Origin of the sequence: uncultured Merdimonas sp. (assembly GCF_963929015.1) — a bacterium.
Classification (GTDB): Bacteria; Bacillota; Clostridia; order Lachnospirales; family Lachnospiraceae; genus Merdimonas.
Genome location: NZ_CAWVHE010000011.1, coordinates 102,716 through 117,747, shown reverse-complemented (window position 1 = coordinate 117,747; position 15,032 = coordinate 102,716). Strand labels below are relative to the sequence as shown.

At 49.3% G+C, this 15,032-nt stretch carries 19 protein-coding genes; 6 read left to right on the top strand and 13 right to left on the bottom strand.

The window, feature by feature from the left end; genetic code table 11:
• Window position 1: 1 nt before the first annotated feature.
• The 6 genes from ABGT54_RS05840 to ABGT54_RS05815 all read right to left on the bottom strand — a co-directional run bounded on the left by ABGT54_RS05840 (window position 2) and on the right by ABGT54_RS05815 (window position 2,912).
• Entirely contained in the window at window positions 2-1,183 is a 1,182-nt protein-coding gene (locus ABGT54_RS05840) for a DUF2800 domain-containing protein (RefSeq protein WP_346663226.1), read from the bottom strand.
• Window positions 1,183-1,641 carry a hypothetical protein gene (locus tag ABGT54_RS05835; RefSeq protein ID WP_346663225.1) on the bottom strand — a complete coding sequence of 153 codons (459 nt, stop codon included), beginning with the start codon at window positions 1,639-1,641 and terminating at the stop codon, window positions 1,183-1,185. The genes ABGT54_RS05840 and ABGT54_RS05835 overlap by 1 nt, the downstream gene beginning before the upstream one ends.
• A gap of 2 nt (window positions 1,642-1,643) precedes the next feature.
• Window positions 1,644-1,877, bottom strand: a complete 234-nt coding sequence (locus ABGT54_RS05830) for a PC4/YdbC family ssDNA-binding protein (protein ID WP_346663224.1) — start codon at window positions 1,875-1,877, stop codon at window positions 1,644-1,646.
• A complete protein-coding gene (locus ABGT54_RS05825) occupies window positions 1,874-2,134 on the bottom strand; it encodes a hypothetical protein (protein WP_346663223.1) in 261 nt (86 codons plus the stop codon). The genes ABGT54_RS05830 and ABGT54_RS05825 overlap by 4 nt, the downstream gene beginning before the upstream one ends.
• 78 nt (window positions 2,135-2,212) lie before the next feature.
• Complete coding sequence (locus ABGT54_RS05820; RefSeq protein ID WP_346663222.1) at window positions 2,213-2,422, bottom strand: hypothetical protein; 210 nt, start codon at window positions 2,420-2,422, stop codon at window positions 2,213-2,215.
• 130 nt (window positions 2,423-2,552) lie between these two features.
• Entirely contained in the window at window positions 2,553-2,912 is a 360-nt protein-coding gene (locus ABGT54_RS05815) for a hypothetical protein (RefSeq protein ID WP_346663221.1), read from the bottom strand.
• Between the two features lie 122 nt (window positions 2,913-3,034).
• Here ABGT54_RS05815 and ABGT54_RS05810 point away from each other — a divergent pair, with 122 nt between their 5' ends.
• Window positions 3,035-3,358, top strand: coding sequence for a hypothetical protein (locus ABGT54_RS05810; protein ID WP_346663220.1), 324 nt, complete (start codon window positions 3,035-3,037; stop codon window positions 3,356-3,358).
• Window positions 3,359-3,588: 230 nt separating this feature from the next.
• On the opposite strand, the gene ABGT54_RS05805 is transcribed toward ABGT54_RS05810, so the two are convergent.
• The gene (locus tag ABGT54_RS05805) at window positions 3,589-3,774 is read right to left on the bottom strand and encodes an XRE family transcriptional regulator (protein WP_346663219.1); all 186 of its coding nucleotides are present in this window, start codon (window positions 3,772-3,774) and stop codon (window positions 3,589-3,591) included.
• Between the two features lie 208 nt (window positions 3,775-3,982).
• Between ABGT54_RS05805 and ABGT54_RS05800 the strand changes: the two genes are divergently transcribed.
• The 4 genes from ABGT54_RS05800 to ABGT54_RS05785 all read left to right on the top strand — a co-directional run bounded on the left by ABGT54_RS05800 (window position 3,983) and on the right by ABGT54_RS05785 (window position 6,710).
• A complete protein-coding gene (locus ABGT54_RS05800) occupies window positions 3,983-4,399 on the top strand; it encodes a helix-turn-helix transcriptional regulator (protein ID WP_346663218.1) in 417 nt (138 codons plus the stop codon).
• Window positions 4,400-4,403: 4 nt separating this feature from the next.
• On the top strand, window positions 4,404-4,835 hold the full coding sequence (locus ABGT54_RS05795) for an ImmA/IrrE family metallo-endopeptidase (protein ID WP_346663217.1): 432 nt from the start codon (window positions 4,404-4,406) through the stop codon (window positions 4,833-4,835).
• Window positions 4,836-4,898: 63 nt separating this feature from the next.
• Window positions 4,899-5,393, top strand: a complete 495-nt coding sequence (locus tag ABGT54_RS05790) for a PH domain-containing protein (RefSeq protein WP_346663216.1) — start codon at window positions 4,899-4,901, stop codon at window positions 5,391-5,393.
• A gap of 204 nt (window positions 5,394-5,597) precedes the next feature.
• Window positions 5,598-6,710, top strand: coding sequence for a site-specific integrase (locus ABGT54_RS05785; RefSeq protein WP_346663215.1), 1,113 nt, complete (start codon window positions 5,598-5,600; stop codon window positions 6,708-6,710).
• 235 nt (window positions 6,711-6,945) lie between these two features.
• Here ABGT54_RS05785 and ABGT54_RS05780 read toward each other — a convergent pair whose 3' ends face one another.
• The 6 genes from ABGT54_RS05780 to yqeB all read right to left on the bottom strand — a co-directional run bounded on the left by ABGT54_RS05780 (window position 6,946) and on the right by yqeB (window position 13,804).
• The gene (locus ABGT54_RS05780) at window positions 6,946-7,977 is read right to left on the bottom strand and encodes a hypothetical protein (protein WP_346663214.1); all 1,032 of its coding nucleotides are present in this window, start codon (window positions 7,975-7,977) and stop codon (window positions 6,946-6,948) included.
• A 146-nt stretch (window positions 7,978-8,123) separates the two neighbouring features.
• On the bottom strand, window positions 8,124-8,756 hold the full coding sequence (locus ABGT54_RS05775) for a nucleotidyltransferase family protein (protein WP_346663213.1): 633 nt from the start codon (window positions 8,754-8,756) through the stop codon (window positions 8,124-8,126).
• On the bottom strand, window positions 8,753-11,029 hold the full coding sequence (locus ABGT54_RS05770) for a molybdopterin cofactor-binding domain-containing protein (protein ID WP_346663212.1): 2,277 nt from the start codon (window positions 11,027-11,029) through the stop codon (window positions 8,753-8,755). Before ABGT54_RS05770 ends, ABGT54_RS05775 begins: the two co-directional genes overlap by 4 nt.
• Entirely contained in the window at window positions 11,026-11,493 is a 468-nt protein-coding gene (locus tag ABGT54_RS05765) for a (2Fe-2S)-binding protein (protein ID WP_346663211.1), read from the bottom strand. Before ABGT54_RS05765 ends, ABGT54_RS05770 begins: the two co-directional genes overlap by 4 nt.
• Window positions 11,490-12,302, bottom strand: coding sequence for an FAD binding domain-containing protein (locus ABGT54_RS05760; protein WP_346663210.1), 813 nt, complete (start codon window positions 12,300-12,302; stop codon window positions 11,490-11,492). The genes ABGT54_RS05765 and ABGT54_RS05760 overlap by 4 nt, the downstream gene beginning before the upstream one ends.
• The gene (gene yqeB, locus ABGT54_RS05755) at window positions 12,296-13,804 is read right to left on the bottom strand and encodes a selenium-dependent molybdenum cofactor biosynthesis protein YqeB (RefSeq protein ID WP_346663209.1); all 1,509 of its coding nucleotides are present in this window, start codon (window positions 13,802-13,804) and stop codon (window positions 12,296-12,298) included. The genes ABGT54_RS05760 and yqeB overlap by 7 nt, the downstream gene beginning before the upstream one ends.
• A gap of 233 nt (window positions 13,805-14,037) precedes the next feature.
• On the opposite strand from yqeB, the gene ABGT54_RS05750 reads away from it, so the two are divergent.
• Window positions 14,038-15,012: a PD-(D/E)XK nuclease family transposase gene (locus ABGT54_RS05750; RefSeq protein WP_346663208.1), complete on the top strand. Its 975-nt coding sequence runs from the start codon at window positions 14,038-14,040 to the stop codon at window positions 15,010-15,012.
• Window positions 15,013-15,032 lie beyond the last annotated feature (20 nt).

Genomic DNA, 15,032 nt, shown 5'->3' with positions numbered 1-15,032 from the left:
GTTAATTTTCCTCCTTAAACGCCTCAGCGGCGGTTACTTTGTTAGTAATTGCTTCTCTCTTATCCGACTCCTTCACAAGGGCCGGCTTTCCGGGATTCTTCACCACGAACTTCCCGACCGCGTCCTGGAAGTCTTTTTTGCCCAGCAGTTTTTCCACCTGGGCAAGAGTGAGAGGCTTTCGCTCATACAGCATGGCCTCTTCTGCAATCCCTGATTTTGTCAGCTTTTCAAAGGCGGCGTCCATGTTTGTCCAATCCCGGGACCCCCGTCCTTCCACAGCCTTCCATCCAGGTACCGGTTTCCCGGCCAGACACTCAGCAAGCGCCCATTCCTTCAGGTCTTCCAGCCATTTCTTTACGTCTTCTCCCAGAGTAAGATATCTGCCTGCATCCTCGCTGCTGATCAGCGGCGGAAGTTTCCCCATGTCCGGACTGAAAGCCAGACGGACATTCTCCTCTGCCCTGGCGCGGCACTGTTGTCTTGCCCTGCAGAACCGGCACTGGCTCTCTCCCGGGCAGAACTCTCCTTTTCCCTCAATGGCAAGGGCAGCGCGTTCCTGCACATATGACCCGAACTTGAGCAGTTCTTCCTCTGTGCATGACCACTCGGATACGTTATCGATTCGGGGCTGGATGATGTGCAGATGGAACTCCTCAAAGTGATACAGAAGGCTGTACATGTCCCTGGCCCCCAGGGCATACAGCATCATCTGGGGATTCTCCTCTGCGGAAACCGGAACGCCCTTTCCGTATTTGAAATCAAATACATGCAGCTGGTTCCCCTTGAGGAGAAGACAGTCCGCAGTCCCGAAACCTCCGGGCGCCCATTTCCCATAGTCCACCCTCTTTTCGATCTCTGCCCTTCCCTGGATCCTGTCCGCCATCGCGACAACCTTGATGTAATCCAGATACTGATCGGTGTATCCCATCATCTCATCCTGCCAGAGTTCTTCCTTCTGCAGTTTTTTAATTGCAGCGTTTAGTTTCCTTTTACCAAAATCCGTAGTGTAAAAATAATTCCGGACTTTCAGCTCGGCCAGTTCATGTGCAAGCGTTCCTTCCTCTGCCGCCTCTGACGCAGTGTCCGGGAACTGCATTTCTAATGTTGCGGAAGGAGTACATACAAGCCACCGATGTGCACCGGAAGCGCTCAAAAGCGCATGGTCTCTCTTTTCATGTTCCATCAGATCTGTGCCCCCATTCCCCGTAATGCTGTCGCAAAGGCGCCGTATTTTTCTGCCGGAAGTTCCGGAAGGGAGTTCACCCCGAACTGCTGGAGTAGTCCCTGCAGCTGTACCATCATTCCCTTATCCACCAAGGCCACAGCAGCAACCTGCAGTTCTTCCGCCGTATATGTATGCTCTGCGGTCGGAACTGGTGCCGGCTGCGGCGCCGGGGCCTGTGCGTTTGGCGTGACAGATGCCGGCTGTGGAGCCGGCTGGCTGACCGGAGCCTGTGCTGCAAGATCTGCCGTGTTCGCCTGTGGAAAATGCTCCGCGATCTGCTGCCCGTAAGGCACGGCGGTCTCCGGCTGCTTAGAGGAGACCCCTGCTTCCGGCGCCTGAGCCAGAGATTCCCGTAGCACGCTGCACGCCTCACCCAGTGCTTCTTTACTGATTTTGATCGTTACCTGAATATCCATACTTATTTACCTCCTATGCTTTCAAGCCCTGCCCGGGCAATCTTTATGAATTCCTCTTCTGATAAGATGATTCCCTTTGTCATTTTTTCGTGGTCATCCGACCATCCCCGGATATCATACTTTTCCGGTTTTCCATACCAGCTGACCAGGTTCAGCTCTTTGTGATACACATCCGTCTCCTTTTCCTTTGGAAGAACAAGGATCGTTTCTTTGATCTCATATGCTGCGCTTTTCATCGTATGATCACCGCCCCGGCGATTTTTTTAGCGGAATCAAACACACCCAACATTAAAGCTTTATACAGCTCTATATCATCTGAGTCGAATTCCTTTCTCCCGGTCAGATGGCCGTTTACTTTGATGCAGATCTCCGCTGCGACATCCAGAATCAAACCTTCCTTATCTTTTTCATGACTGTTACAGACCTGCTCTGCGGCCAGCCCGATCAGCATGCGAAGTTCGTTTTCGGTCGTAATAATCTTTTTCTCTTCCATTTCTTACCTCTTTCTGTTATTATGTAATTGGATAATTTACAGAGTGCCCGAGCTTGCCGGCTCATGTGGGCGCTCTATTTATTTGGCCAGATTCAGGATCCGCTTGATCTGGCTGGCTGTAAATGACAGCTCACTGTCTGTATCTGCAGATACTGTCAGTTTCTTTGCCAGCTGACAGGTGATGGACACATATCCCATACCATCTGTACGCATCATGGCCACTTCTTCAGACAACTGCCCCAGGAATTCCTGGAACTCATTTTCCGGGATAACCTTTGCTACTTTCACCTTCTCACCTCCTTTTATAGCCCTAGCGCCTGCATCAGGCCGCCGGCGATCACCATCAGCATGATCGGCAGCCAGACGATCGCGGTGCCGATCAGTGCATCTTTCATCTTTTTCACGCTTGTCCCTCCTTTCACCCTTCCATGCTGATCGCTGCTTCCAGACACGCACGATCATCGTAGGCCGGCGCCCGCCTGGGATAATTCCGCAGATAATAGCCATATCGGTTGTAGTCCCAAAAGACAGCCTTATCAACAAGCCGCTCTTGAATTGCGGTCTTCGGATACCTCCCTTTTTTAATCTGTTCCCGGATTCCATCCCTGCGATCTTGATAAGTCGTTCTGCTGATCCCGTATAGTTCCCTGTAATACCCGGCCTTCTCGTATCTCCTGATTTTCCTATCTTCTTCTTTGCTTTGGGACAGAACTACAACCAATTCCGGAAGGATCTGCTGAATCCGCTGTAATTCTTGTAAAGCTTCTTCCGTATTCATACCGGTTGCCTCCTTTCTCCTCTGCCCTTGGGGGGGGGGGGGGGATCTTATGCGTTACGAATTGTCCGTGTTGCCAGTATCTGGTATAATCTCCCTATCAAATGATGAAAGGAATGATATACATGCTTGATATAAGCAGAGAACAATATAAAATGCTTTCAAAAATCAACAAGGCTACAACACTGCAATCATCTTCTTTGTCTACTGAAGAATTGGAAATTTGTGAGTATCTTGTAGATCACGAATGTATTAAAGCCAGAACATTTGCACATCCAGACTTTAAAGGCGGAATCCATGTCCAAAGATCATTGCCTCCAGATATCGAGCTTACCCAAACCGGCAAAGCACAGCTCTATGCTTTTCGCTCTACTTTCTATAAATGGTGGGTACCTGTTATCATTTCCATCCTTGCGCTCATAATATCTGCGGCAGCAATATTAGTGTAAATACTGATATAGCAATAGAAATAGCACTAAGCACTGTAGGCAAAAACGGATATCTCATAAAGAGCGGAAGCCCATCATGATAGTATTTCTTGAGCTCTTTATGAAGTTTCCGGCTCTCTTTTCCGTATTCTGCTTTTTGAACATCATTCATAATCTCTGAATAAGTCCGCTTCAATTCACATCTCACCTCCCGGAAGTCCGTTTTATTGGACACCCTCTTTGATATACTTCTACTCAAGGAAGTACTCGATAGGCTTTTCGAGTTTTTCAGCGACCGCTTTTACCTTATCAACACCAGGGGTATTAGTGCTCCATTTATATATGCTACTTCTCGCAAAGCCTAGCTCTTCTTCCAGCTCCATAACGGAAATACTCTTTTCCTTACAAGCTGTTTTTACATTTTCATAGATTGACACTCGTTTCACTCCTTTCTTTTGGCGCAAAATTTAACGCTGTTTTTATTGACATGTTGCGCAAAATATTCTATACTTGAAGTGCGATCAACAAATACAGAGATGCTATTTCTTTTTAGATATTCGCTATATCTTGCGCAACTTTTAATCTTATTATACTCCAGATATTGCGAATGTCAAGAGGGAATTGCGCAAAATTTGGAGGAACTATATGGGACTATACGAAAACGTAAAGAGCGCAGCCAAAGAAAAGGGCTATTCTATCAATAGGCTAGAAAAAGAATTGGGTTTCTCTCGTAGCTATATTTTGAAATTCAAAACTATAACACCAAGCGCCGAAAAGATTCAAAAGATTGCGGATTTTTTAGGAGTGTCGTCAGAATATCTCATGACGGGGGATACTCCCACAACAGAAGAGCCTAAGCTAAATTCTAAGGACGAAAAGGATATTAAAGAAATCCTTGCCAACACCGAGCAGCTTCTCAAGCAGGATGGCCTGATGTTCGACGGCAATCCAGCATCCCCGGAAGCCATTGACTCCATTCTGTCGGCTATGCAGGTAGGTATGGAAATGGCCAAGAAAAAGAATAAAGAAAAATATACTCCAAAGAAGTATAAGAAGGATTGATTTTATGAATGTAAAAAGACTGGCGGATTCTCTGGTCAGAAAGTACAATACACGGAATCCCTTTGAGATTATCAGTAATCTCAACGCAATAGTTGTCTTTTATCCTCTGCACGGGGTAAAAGGATTTTATCAGTACTTTCAGCGCAATAATATCATCTACATAGACGAAACATTGGATGATACCGAAAAAAGCTTTGTATGCGCCCATGAGCTTGGCCACATGCTGTTACATAAAAAGACCAACGCCATTTTCATGGATTCGCGCACACAGCTTAATACAACTAAATACGAGATCGAAGCTGATCGGTTTGCTGTAGACTTACTGATTCCAGACAGTGAAATAGAACTGCATTTGGATTATACAACAGAGCAACTATCCCGGATGACAGGCTATGGCGAAAAGCTGATTGAATTAAGATTAAAAGATTTTATTTGATATAACCGCCCAGGCGATTATATAGGTTTCTCAGTGTAAGAATTCGAAAGAGAGGTAAACGATATGGCATTTGGAATGAAAGATGTATTGAACGGTGCGAAGGCTGTTGCGGGGGCAAGCGGTGGAAATCTTTTTCAAGGTGGCCTTGCCGGGAATTATAGTGAAGTTCCTGTCGAACAACTCCAGCAGGAATATGGGATGTATCTCATGGACGGGGAAACCATACAGGTTGGATTTAAACTCGTTCGAGACTCTCTTATCTTTACTGATAAGCGGATTATATTTACTGATAAGCAGGGTGCTACTGGGACAAAAATGCGAGTAGAGTCTATTAATTTATTCTCTGTTGTTGATGTAACGATGGAGACCGCCGGTTTTGGTTTTGACGATAGTGAGCTTACATTTACCTACATTAAGACAGCCAATCTTACGGCGCACGAAGTGCAATATATATCCCATAAGTTGGAGTTCCCCAAAAAGTTCAATGTTCAGCCACTCTATAAGATGCTTCAGGAACTCGCCTACTCAAATTGCCTACGAATTAATGGATTACAGTAAATAAAAATCGCCCCGGCGCGCCAACACCGGGACGGAAAACTACTCCCTGTCCACTCAGTAGACAATACGGTCGGGAGATTTTACTATAACATCTCCGGAGATGCTACAGCTTAACCAAGAAATATTGTATCATCTCCGGAACAGTCACGCAAGAGAACGAAAGTTCGCTGGCTGTTATTTTTATACCATAAAGGAGATGATTTTATGTGGTCTGAACAATTGCCAAGTGGAAATGTAAGGTTTGCCGAGCGGTATGAGGATCCAATGACCGGGAAGATCCGAACCGTTTCCTGTACCCTAGAGAAAGATACCCGGGTGACACGGAAAGCCGCCGCCCAGATTCTGGAAGAAAAAATCCAGGAGCGCCTGGCAGCTTCTCCATCACCAGACAAGAAACTAACCCTCTTCGGTCTGATAGAGCGTTACCGTGAGGATCAGAAGCGCACTGTCAAAGCTTCCACCTATTCTCGGAATGTCTTTGCCACAAAGCGCCTTATAGATATATTGGGGGCGGATACCTTAGTCTCAAAACTCAATGCCGGGTATGTCCGGAAAAGGTTTGGAGAAACCGGCGACGAAAATGGTACCCTGAACGAGCGTCTGACGCGTCTGAAAGCCTTGATTCGATGGGGATATAAAAACGATTATATTACAGACATCCGGTGGCTGGATAAGCTGGATAAGGCTCCAGATCCGGAGAAGAAGGAACGTCTGCAAGACAAATTCCTTGAGGGCGATGAGCTTAAGAATCTACTGGCTGGTATGGCCGTCCCACAGTGGCGCCTTATGACCGTCTTTCTGGCTCTCTCAGGACTTCGTGTCGGAGAAGCAATCGCCCTGGATATGGAAGATGTAGATTTCCAGGATCGCACAATCCACGTCACAAAGACCTGGGACACAAATAATAAACTGGAAACCAGCGCGAAGACCCTCTCCTCTTCCCGGGATGTGTATATGCAAGATGAACTCTTTGACCTGTGCCGGAAGATCAAAGCCTTTACCCTTTCCGAGTGCCTCCGGAACGGCTGCAGAAGCACTTTGCTTTTCTGTGACAGTAACGGCGATCACGTAGAGTATGCGGCATACAACAAGTACCTGAAGGAAGTCTCGCTACGGGTTCTGGGCCGGAAAGTCACCCCGCACGTCCTCCGTCACACCCATGTCGCCCTGATGGCCGAGGCCGGCGTTGATCTTGAGATTATTTCCCGCCGGCTGGGTCACGCCACGAGCAAGGTCACCCGCCAGATTTACTACCACGTCACCAAGCGGGCCCAGGAGCGGGCCAATGAAGCGATCCGGGAAGTGCACCTAATCTAAAAACGTGGGGCAAATATGGAGCAAACATCTGATATTATTCAGTATGTTTGCCCCTTACAAATCACCGGAACCCCTTATAAATGTGCTGTTCCTGTATAATCTTGTCATTAGATGAGTCCCTTTCTCCGCATAGCTTATGAGAATCCCTGATTGATCAGGGGTTCTTTTTTTGTATTCTTTTTTCCTAAAAAATAAGGGACCGTTTCCAGTCCCTTATCCCATTTCTATTCAGTTTTTACCAGTCTGTGTAAATGTCAATGGTTCCTGACGGGCATCCGGTATCATAGACCTTCCCGGTACCAAGCGACGTCTCTACGATCGTTCCCTTTGGATAATCACTGCTGGCTACGCAGATGTATCCATCCTTGTCACGGATGGTTCCATCGCTTGCCACATGACGTCCCGGAATGTTCAGGCCATGTCCCGGAAGCACTCTCTGGGAATAATAGGTTTCGCGGTGGCCATTAAAGTACACCACGCCTTTTTCCGGCGTCAGAGCTCCGCCACTGTTCGGGATCTGATAATTCCCGCCGCCGGAAGAACCAGAAGAAGAAGTACCGGAACCGCCGGAGGGACGGTTGCTGTTATTGGCAGCTGCCTGCTGGTTTGCGGCCTCTGCTGCTTTCTTTGCCTCTTCTGCCTGACGGGCGGCTTCTTCTGCCCGCAACGCGTTGATCTTATCATTGAGCGCCGCAAGATCTGTAGATGTTGCCTGCGCTCTGGCATTCAGCTCTTTTTTCTGATCTGCCAGCTCTTTTTCCATTTTTTCCTGTGATTTTCTCTCATCCTGCAGTTTGGCTTCCTGCTCCTCAATGGTTTCCCTGAGTGTGCAAAGCTCTTCCAACTGCTCCCTGTCATAATCACTGACATTCTGTACAAATTCTACACGGTTCAGGAAATCTGCCATGTTATCTACAGAAAAAATCATGCTTAACATGGAAGCGCTGTCGTTCTCATACACATATTTGATCCGAAGCTTCATTTCCTCAAACTGCTGCTCTTCGCTGTTCCTTGCAATATCAATCTGTGCTTTTGTTGCTTCGATCTGATTGCCGGTTTCTTTGATCTGATCTTCCAGGCTCGCGATCTGCGCTCCCAGCTCTACCAGATCTTCATTGATACCGCTCAACTGATCCTCCAGCTGTGATGACTGCTGCTCCATGCTTTCGATTTCTGTGGCATGTACCGTAACTCCGGGAAGAACCATTGCCGTGATACACAGCGCCGATATCCCCGTCTGCAGCCATTGCTTTGACAGAAATTTCATACATAACCTCCAATTTGAATTCTTATCTTCATTTTCTGCACATAACATCATAGCATACTTGGCCCTTCTTGGCAAATCCTTTTTCCCGGACAGGATTCCGGGCAGGATTTCTTACGCGGAATTCCGGACCAGATTCCGAGCAGGATTCAGCTTTTATTCTCCCTTTGTTCATCCACATCCGTCAGCTCTTTTTCCTCTGTCACCTCATAATACCAGGCCTTGTCCCGGTGTCTCCGGAACACCTTTTTCCCGCCTTCCTCTTCTTTCAGTTCCAGTAGTTCCGGAAAATAAGCTTTCCCAAACCAGACCGGATTGCCTTCCCGGTCCTTGTATCTGACGCAGCCAAGCCGCTCTGTGGCCGCGTCTTCCTGCCCGGGTTCCTGCGTTTCTCCGGCGGACTGCATCAGCTGCAGAAATCCTTGCACGCTTGCTTCGCTAAGCCAGGGCTGATCCGCCACAAAAAATGCGGCTTCCTGCGCTCCCGGCCGGATGGCTTCCAGAAGTCCGGCCCGGACGGAATAGGATGCGCCTTTCGCACTTTCCGGCGACCAGACGCAGCGGACCGGCTCTCCATTTGTCCGCAGCGCTTCCACACTTTCCCGAATTTCCTCATATCTGGTCACTACCAGCACTTCACAATCCGGAAATGTGCCTGCGATCCTGACCAGACGGTCCAGGAGATGCCGGTACATGGGCCGGCCTTCTATCTCATACAGCAGCTTATTGCTTCCAAAACGGCGGCTGTTTCCAGCCGCCAGATAAATCAACGCTGTTTTCATTTTTTCAAAAGCCCCATGGCGATTTTTTCACTGGTAATGGGGAGTTCGTGGATCCAGAGTCCGGTCGCGTTTGCCACCGCATGCGTAAGCGCCGGCGCCGGGGTGTTGATCACCACTTCCCCGATGGATTTTGCTCCAAAGGGGCCGGTTTCTTCGTAGCTGCTTTCAAATTCTACACGCAGGGTTCCTACATCCAGACGGGTGGGGATCTTATACTGCATGAAAGAATTGTTCAGCATCTGGCCTCTGGCCGAATACCGGACATCCTCATAGAGCGCCATGCCGATGCCCTGTGCCAGGCCGCCTTCCACCTGACAGTGGCAGAGGTTGGGGTTCAGCGGGGTTCCGCAGTCCACTACCGCCACATAATCCAGCAGTTCTACATGGCCGGTCGCCTTGTCCACTTCGATCTCCGCCATGCCCACCATAAACGGCGGCGGGGATACTGGAGAACTGTTGGTCTCTGTTACCTGAAGACTTCTTGCATTGCCGCTCTGTCCGGCTGTGCCGATTTCTTTTAAGGTCACCTGTTTTCCGGTTGTCCGGTCCACAGCGGTATGTCCGTCAAATTCCACGGCGTCCACTTCGCATCCCAGCATGGATGCCGCTTTTTCGCAGATCTTCTCCTGCAGCTTCCGGCAGGCCTTTTCTACGGCTTTTCCGGTGATGTAGGCCGTACTGGACGCATAGGAACCGGAGTCATAAGGGGAAGTATCTGTATCCGCCCCGGAGACAATGATCTGCTCTATGGAGCAATCCAGGCATTCTGCAGCCACCTGGGCCATGGTCGTATCACAGCCGGTCCCCATATCCGCAGCGCCGATGGAGAGCGCATAGACTCCGTCCTCCTCCAGCTTAATAGTGGCAGACCCTACGTCCACATTGGAAATCCCAGAGCCCTGCATAGCCATGGCCACGCCTACGCTTCTTACTTTGCCATTTCCCATATCTTTGCAGGGATATTTTTCTTTCCAGCCGATCATATCTGCCGCACGTTTCAGACAGCGATCCAGAGCGCAGCTGTTGGTCTGTTCTCCATAATAGGCGGGCATGATCTGGCCTTCCCGCACCATATTTTTCAGCCGCAGTTCCACAGGGTCGATATGAAGCCTTTCTGCCAGTTCATTAACCGCCGTTTCTACTGCATAGATTCCCTGGGTCGCGCCGTATCCCCGGTAAGCGCCGGAAGACATGACATTGGTATAAACTACATCATAGCGGAACCGGTGGGCTTCCAGTGAACCATACAGAGGGATCGACTTGTGGCCGGACAGTCCCACCGTTGTGGGGCCGTGCTCGCCATAGGCCCCCGTATTGGATAAGGTATACACATCAATCGCCCGGATCCTGCCGTCTCTGTCTGCGCCCACTCTGACGGAAACTTCCATCTCATGTCTGGGCGAGGAAGCGATCTGGGATTCTTCCCTGGTAAAGATCATCTTGGAAGGCTTGCCGGTCTTCCAGGTCACAAACGCCGGATAGATCTCGGATACAGACGTCTGTTTTGCCCCGAATCCGCCGCCGATCCTGGGCTTGAATACCCGGATCCTGGATTTGGAAATGCCAAGGGCATTGGAAAGGATCCTTCTCACATGAAAAACGATCTGGGTGGAACTCATTACATTTAACCTCCCGTACGGATCCAGATAGCAGACGGTGCGGAAGGTTTCCATCATGGCCTGCTGATTGGCTTTCACATGATAAGTGCCTTCTACCACTTCCTCGCAGTCCTGAAGCACAGCTTCCACATCCCCGTCATGGCTTTCGCCGCTGGCGCATAAGTTTCTCTTATTATCCGCCCCTACCTTACAGAGGGCCTTCCAGTTTTCTTCCGGATGCACCAGGATCTCGCTGTCTTTCGCCTCGTGAAGATCCAGGATCGCAGGAAGGATCTCATACTCCACTTTGAGCCGTTTCAGCGCCTGATCCACACAAGCCTCGTCCCGGCCGGCCACGATTGCCACCGGATCTCCCACATACCGGACATGGCGGTCCAGGATCAGCCGGTCATAAGGACTGGCTTCCGGATAGGTCTGTCCGGCAAGCGTAAACCGCTCATCCGGCACATCCTCCCAGGTATAAACCGCTTCAATCCCCTCTACCTTCTCTGCCAGATCCTTTTTCACGGAACGGACCATGGCATTGGCATGAGGGCTTCGCAATACTTTTACGATCAGACAGTTCTTCGGCGCGATATCATCGGTAAATACCGGCTGGCCTGTCACCAGCGCCATGGCGTCTTTTTTTCTGATCGGCTGACCTACTGTCTTCATACCGCACCTCCTTGTTTTTTATATTCCAGAAATGCTTTCATTCCCCGCAGCTGTCCCTCATATCCGGAGCAGCGGCAGAGATTTCCGGCCAGATATTCCTTCATCTCTTCTTCTGTCGGATCCGGATTCTCCCGGAAAAGAGCGATGGCATTCATGATCATGCCGGGATTGCAGAATCCACACTGCTCCGCGCCCTGGTCGGCGATAAATGCGCCAAATTCCTCTGCTTCTTTTTGCAGTCCTTCCAGCGTTGTCACTGCATGCCCGTCCGCTCTTGCCGCAAGCACGGAACAGGACAGGACAGGTTTCTCATCCAGAAATACCGTACACAGGCCGCAGCCGGAAGTTTCACAGCCCCGTTTGACGCTGTAGCAGCCTTCTTCCCTTACCAAATCAATGAGCAGAAGATCCGGAGCGATCTCCCGTTCGATCTTTGTTCCATTTAACATCAGACTGATCTTCATTCCTTCGGCCCCCTCTCCTGCAATGTTCCAAGTCCCCGGCAGATCAGAACCTCCGCCAGGTGGCTGCGGTATTCTTTTCCAGCCCGCAGATTACTTTCCGTGGGGACTTCCTTTGCCAGCGAAGCAGCGATCCTGGCAATCTCTTCCTCTGAACAGACGCCCTCCCGGATCTTTGCCGCCGTATCTTCCGAAACCGTCAGAAGCATGGCCTTCTTCGGCCTTGCCCCTACTGTAATACGCACGCCTTCTTTGGTGCAGGCAAATCCTGCCGCCAGCACCGGAAAATCCGTCCGCACATTGCGGTGGCAAAGATACGCATAAGCGCCCGGCGTCTTCTTTACGATCAGACGCACCAGGATATCGTTATCTCTTGGCATAGTTACAAACTCTCTTAAAGGCAGGATCCCGGCGTGGAAAAGTTCCACTTCCGTATCCAGGGCAAGGAACGCGGTCAGTACATCGGAAAATCCGAACCGTCCGAATATGCTTCCTCCCACCGTTGCCAGATTGCGGAACTGAACGCCCACGATATCCTTCACACTGTTCTGCATCATATGGTCAAACCACGTATTCAGCCCCTCATGGAGTTCCAGCTGTCTTAAGGTTACCATGCATCCGATGCGGAAGGATTCGTCTGTCTCCTCAATCTCATTCAGGCCAAGCCCTGACAGATCGATGGCTGTCTGGATCTGAGCATTGCTCATCTTCATCCAGAGCATTCCGCCAAGGATCCGGTTGGAACGCTTCTGATTCAGTTCATAAGCCTGTTCCAGACTTTCTGCTTTTACATAATTCTTTATTTTCAGCATCTCTTCTCCTCATTGACTTCTGTTTTTTGTATCGTGGAATCATTGTACCATCTTTTCTGGAAAAATGATACGGCCGCGCCGTAATCTTTCCCCTTTTCCAGCAAATGGCATAATGCTTCTCTGGTCTCTTCATCCAGCTCTTCCGCCTGATTTACCAGATACCGGTATTCGCAGGCCACCTGTTTCTTCTGCCCAAAATCGCTGGTCAGGCAGGCCGACAGATCTTCTGCCGTGATCTTTTCCTCCGGGGATCGTTCAAGATACCTGCAGGCAACCGGAAACCGGTGACAGGCTTCCCGGAAGGTCTGTCCGATGGCTGTGGCACCTGCTACGCCGATCACCAGATCCGTTCCATCCGGGATCACCGGCTCCTGGTCTCCCGGACATTTCAGAGGAAGTCCCCTGCTTCCGTCCGCCTCTACGATCACCACATCATATTCATCCAGCAGTTTTCTTAGCTCCCCGGGCGCAAGTCCTGTGATCTTGTCCCCCTCATATCCGCCGCCGATGGGCGTAAATCCGTAACGGCCTTCTTTCCACATGTGAGCCGTGGCGGCAACTGCCGTCCGGTATCCCGCGCTCCGCAGTTCTTTTGCCAGCTCATAGATCAGCGTCGTCTTTCCGCCGGCTCCGGTAACGGCGATCAGCCGGTGCTTCCCCGGATCGATCTTCAGAATGTTTCTCAGGGAAAATGCTTCTTCCAGGGTTTGCAGGTGCAGGATCGCTTCCAGCACCCCGCCGGCGATGCATCTGGCTTTGTCGGAAATGCTCCGGCAGTTGTCTCTTTCCTCCAGTCTGGGATCAATATCTGCCATCTTAAGCCCCTGCTTTACCGGAAAGCCGTCCGGCAGTATTCCTCTTAAGATCCCGTCGATGGAAGCCTGTACCGGGCAGTCTCCGATCCGGGCTATGACCTCTCCTTTGTGTACCAGGTCTCCGATCATCCGGCAGCCTGTAAGGATCCCTTCTGCCGTCGCATAGATAACCCGCTCCGCGGCAACGCCGCCGATCACACCCGGAACTCCTGTATTGGGAATGGCGCTTCCCCGGTAATAGATCCGTCCCAGATCGTGGCCTCTTTTGGTCTCCACCACCGCATGCACGTCCTTTCCCGCCACAAAGCCGGGGCCAAGGCCGATGGTAACAGGCGCCATCTCTATCCGGGTTCCCAGATTACGCTTGGCCAGGATAGCATCCACCACAATGTCCGGATTCCATCTGCGGATCCAATCCCCTTCCGGATCTATCAGTACCGGCACCAGCCCGGCGGTCAGCACATCCCCGGCATGGGCCGGATTCGTCAGCCTGGCAGTCACATCCTCCACCGTCGCCTCTTTTTGATATACTGCTTCTGAAAAGGAAACCGTACGCCGGATAGCAGTAGGCATCCCGCACTCCAGAACAACCACCTGAAATCCGCTGTGATATAATTTTGCAATCACGCCGCTGGCAAGGTCGCCGCCTCCTCGCACCACCACCCGCATATTCTTTTCTGTCAACATAAAAAGTGCCTCTTTTCGCTTCTGATAGAAATATCATATCATCCACGAAAAAGAGGCACAAGGTTTTCCTTTCGATTGCGCTTTTTACTCTTTTATGCTATCCTTATTTTATTCTTAGTGGAATCAGAGTCACTCTTATTTCCTTATCTACTAAATATCTTTATTTCCAAATGCTCCTGTTCGGAGCCATCACCATTCTATCATTTATTTTATATTGCAAGGAGGATTTGCCTATGTCATCTGTCTTACAAAAGTATTTCCCTATGATCCGAACCAGGGAAGCTATCCTACAGGAAATTACTACAACTCCTGATCTGTATTCTGCTTTTCAAAAATGGGACAAAGACCAACAGAATGCTTTTCTTGCATACTGCACTGGTCAAAAAGGACTTCATATATTACATGACCCGGTCTTTAAAGAAATTTTGAATCCAGAGTTTGCCCCCGGACGAGTAGAAGAACTACTCTCACTGATTCTCGGAGAACATATTAAAATTCTCCACATACTTCCCCTGGAATCCCCGCGTATCGGAGACGAACATTCTCTAATCGTTATGGATCTGGTTGTAAAATTAGAGACTGGAAGTATCGTCAATATTGAAGTCCAAAAGCTCGGCTATCGATTTCCAGGACAGCGCTCTGCCTGTTACTCTGCCGATCTTCTCCTTCGACAGTATAAACGAATGCGGAATGAAAAATCAAAATCTTTCAGTTATAAGGATATTAAAAAAGTCTACACTATTGTGTTATATGAAAAAAGCACGTCTGAATTTCATCAATTTCCCGAAAATTATATTCATCGATTTTCCCAACAGTCAGATACCGGCATCTCCATTGATCTGCTTCAGGAATATGTATTCATCCCGCTTGACATCTTCTACCGGATTTTGCACAATAAAGGTATCAGAAACCAGTTGGAAGCATGGCTTACATTTCTAAGTACAGATGAACCTGAAATGATAGAAAAGCTGATTCTTTCTTATCCTCAGTTTCGCTGTTACTATGAAGAAATCTATACGCTGTGCCAGAATACAGAGCGGGTGATGGATATGTTTTCAAAAGAATTGCAGGAACTGGATAAGAACACAGTTCAATATATGATTGATGAAATGCAGGAAGAGATTGACGCACAAAAGGAAACCATTCATAAACAGGAAGAGGAAATCCAAAAATTAAAGGAACTACTGAATAAATTATCATCCAGATAGTCCCTCTATCGTTAAAAAGC

Excerpts from the sequence above, each read along its gene's own strand:
- ABGT54_RS05840 (WP_346663226.1), bottom strand. The coding sequence starts at position 1,183 with ATGGAACATGAAAAGAGAGACCATGCGCTTTTGAGCGCTTCCGGTGCA.
- ABGT54_RS05835 (WP_346663225.1), bottom strand. The coding sequence starts at position 1,641 with ATGGATATTCAGGTAACGATCAAAATCAGTAAAGAAGCACTGGGTGAG.
- ABGT54_RS05830 (WP_346663224.1), bottom strand. The coding sequence starts at position 1,877 with ATGAAAAGCGCAGCATATGAGATCAAAGAAACGATCCTTGTTCTTCCA.
- ABGT54_RS05825 (WP_346663223.1), bottom strand. The coding sequence starts at position 2,134 with ATGGAAGAGAAAAAGATTATTACGACCGAAAACGAACTTCGCATGCTG.
- ABGT54_RS05815 (WP_346663221.1), bottom strand. The coding sequence starts at position 2,912 with ATGAATACGGAAGAAGCTTTACAAGAATTACAGCGGATTCAGCAGATC.
- ABGT54_RS05810 (WP_346663220.1), top strand. The coding sequence starts at position 3,035 with ATGCTTGATATAAGCAGAGAACAATATAAAATGCTTTCAAAAATCAAC.
- ABGT54_RS05800 (WP_346663218.1), top strand. The coding sequence starts at position 3,983 with ATGGGACTATACGAAAACGTAAAGAGCGCAGCCAAAGAAAAGGGCTAT.
- ABGT54_RS05795 (WP_346663217.1), top strand. The coding sequence starts at position 4,404 with ATGAATGTAAAAAGACTGGCGGATTCTCTGGTCAGAAAGTACAATACA.
- ABGT54_RS05790 (WP_346663216.1), top strand. The coding sequence starts at position 4,899 with ATGGCATTTGGAATGAAAGATGTATTGAACGGTGCGAAGGCTGTTGCG.
- ABGT54_RS05785 (WP_346663215.1), top strand. The coding sequence starts at position 5,598 with ATGTGGTCTGAACAATTGCCAAGTGGAAATGTAAGGTTTGCCGAGCGG.
- ABGT54_RS05780 (WP_346663214.1), bottom strand. The coding sequence starts at position 7,977 with ATGAAATTTCTGTCAAAGCAATGGCTGCAGACGGGGATATCGGCGCTG.
- ABGT54_RS05775 (WP_346663213.1), bottom strand. The coding sequence starts at position 8,756 with ATGAAAACAGCGTTGATTTATCTGGCGGCTGGAAACAGCCGCCGTTTT.
- ABGT54_RS05770 (WP_346663212.1), bottom strand. The coding sequence starts at position 11,029 with ATGAAGACAGTAGGTCAGCCGATCAGAAAAAAAGACGCCATGGCGCTG.
- ABGT54_RS05765 (WP_346663211.1), bottom strand. The coding sequence starts at position 11,493 with ATGAAGATCAGTCTGATGTTAAATGGAACAAAGATCGAACGGGAGATC.
- ABGT54_RS05760 (WP_346663210.1), bottom strand. The coding sequence starts at position 12,302 with ATGCTGAAAATAAAGAATTATGTAAAAGCAGAAAGTCTGGAACAGGCT.
- yqeB (WP_346663209.1), bottom strand. The coding sequence starts at position 13,804 with ATGTTGACAGAAAAGAATATGCGGGTGGTGGTGCGAGGAGGCGGCGAC.
- ABGT54_RS05750 (WP_346663208.1), top strand. The coding sequence starts at position 14,038 with ATGTCATCTGTCTTACAAAAGTATTTCCCTATGATCCGAACCAGGGAA.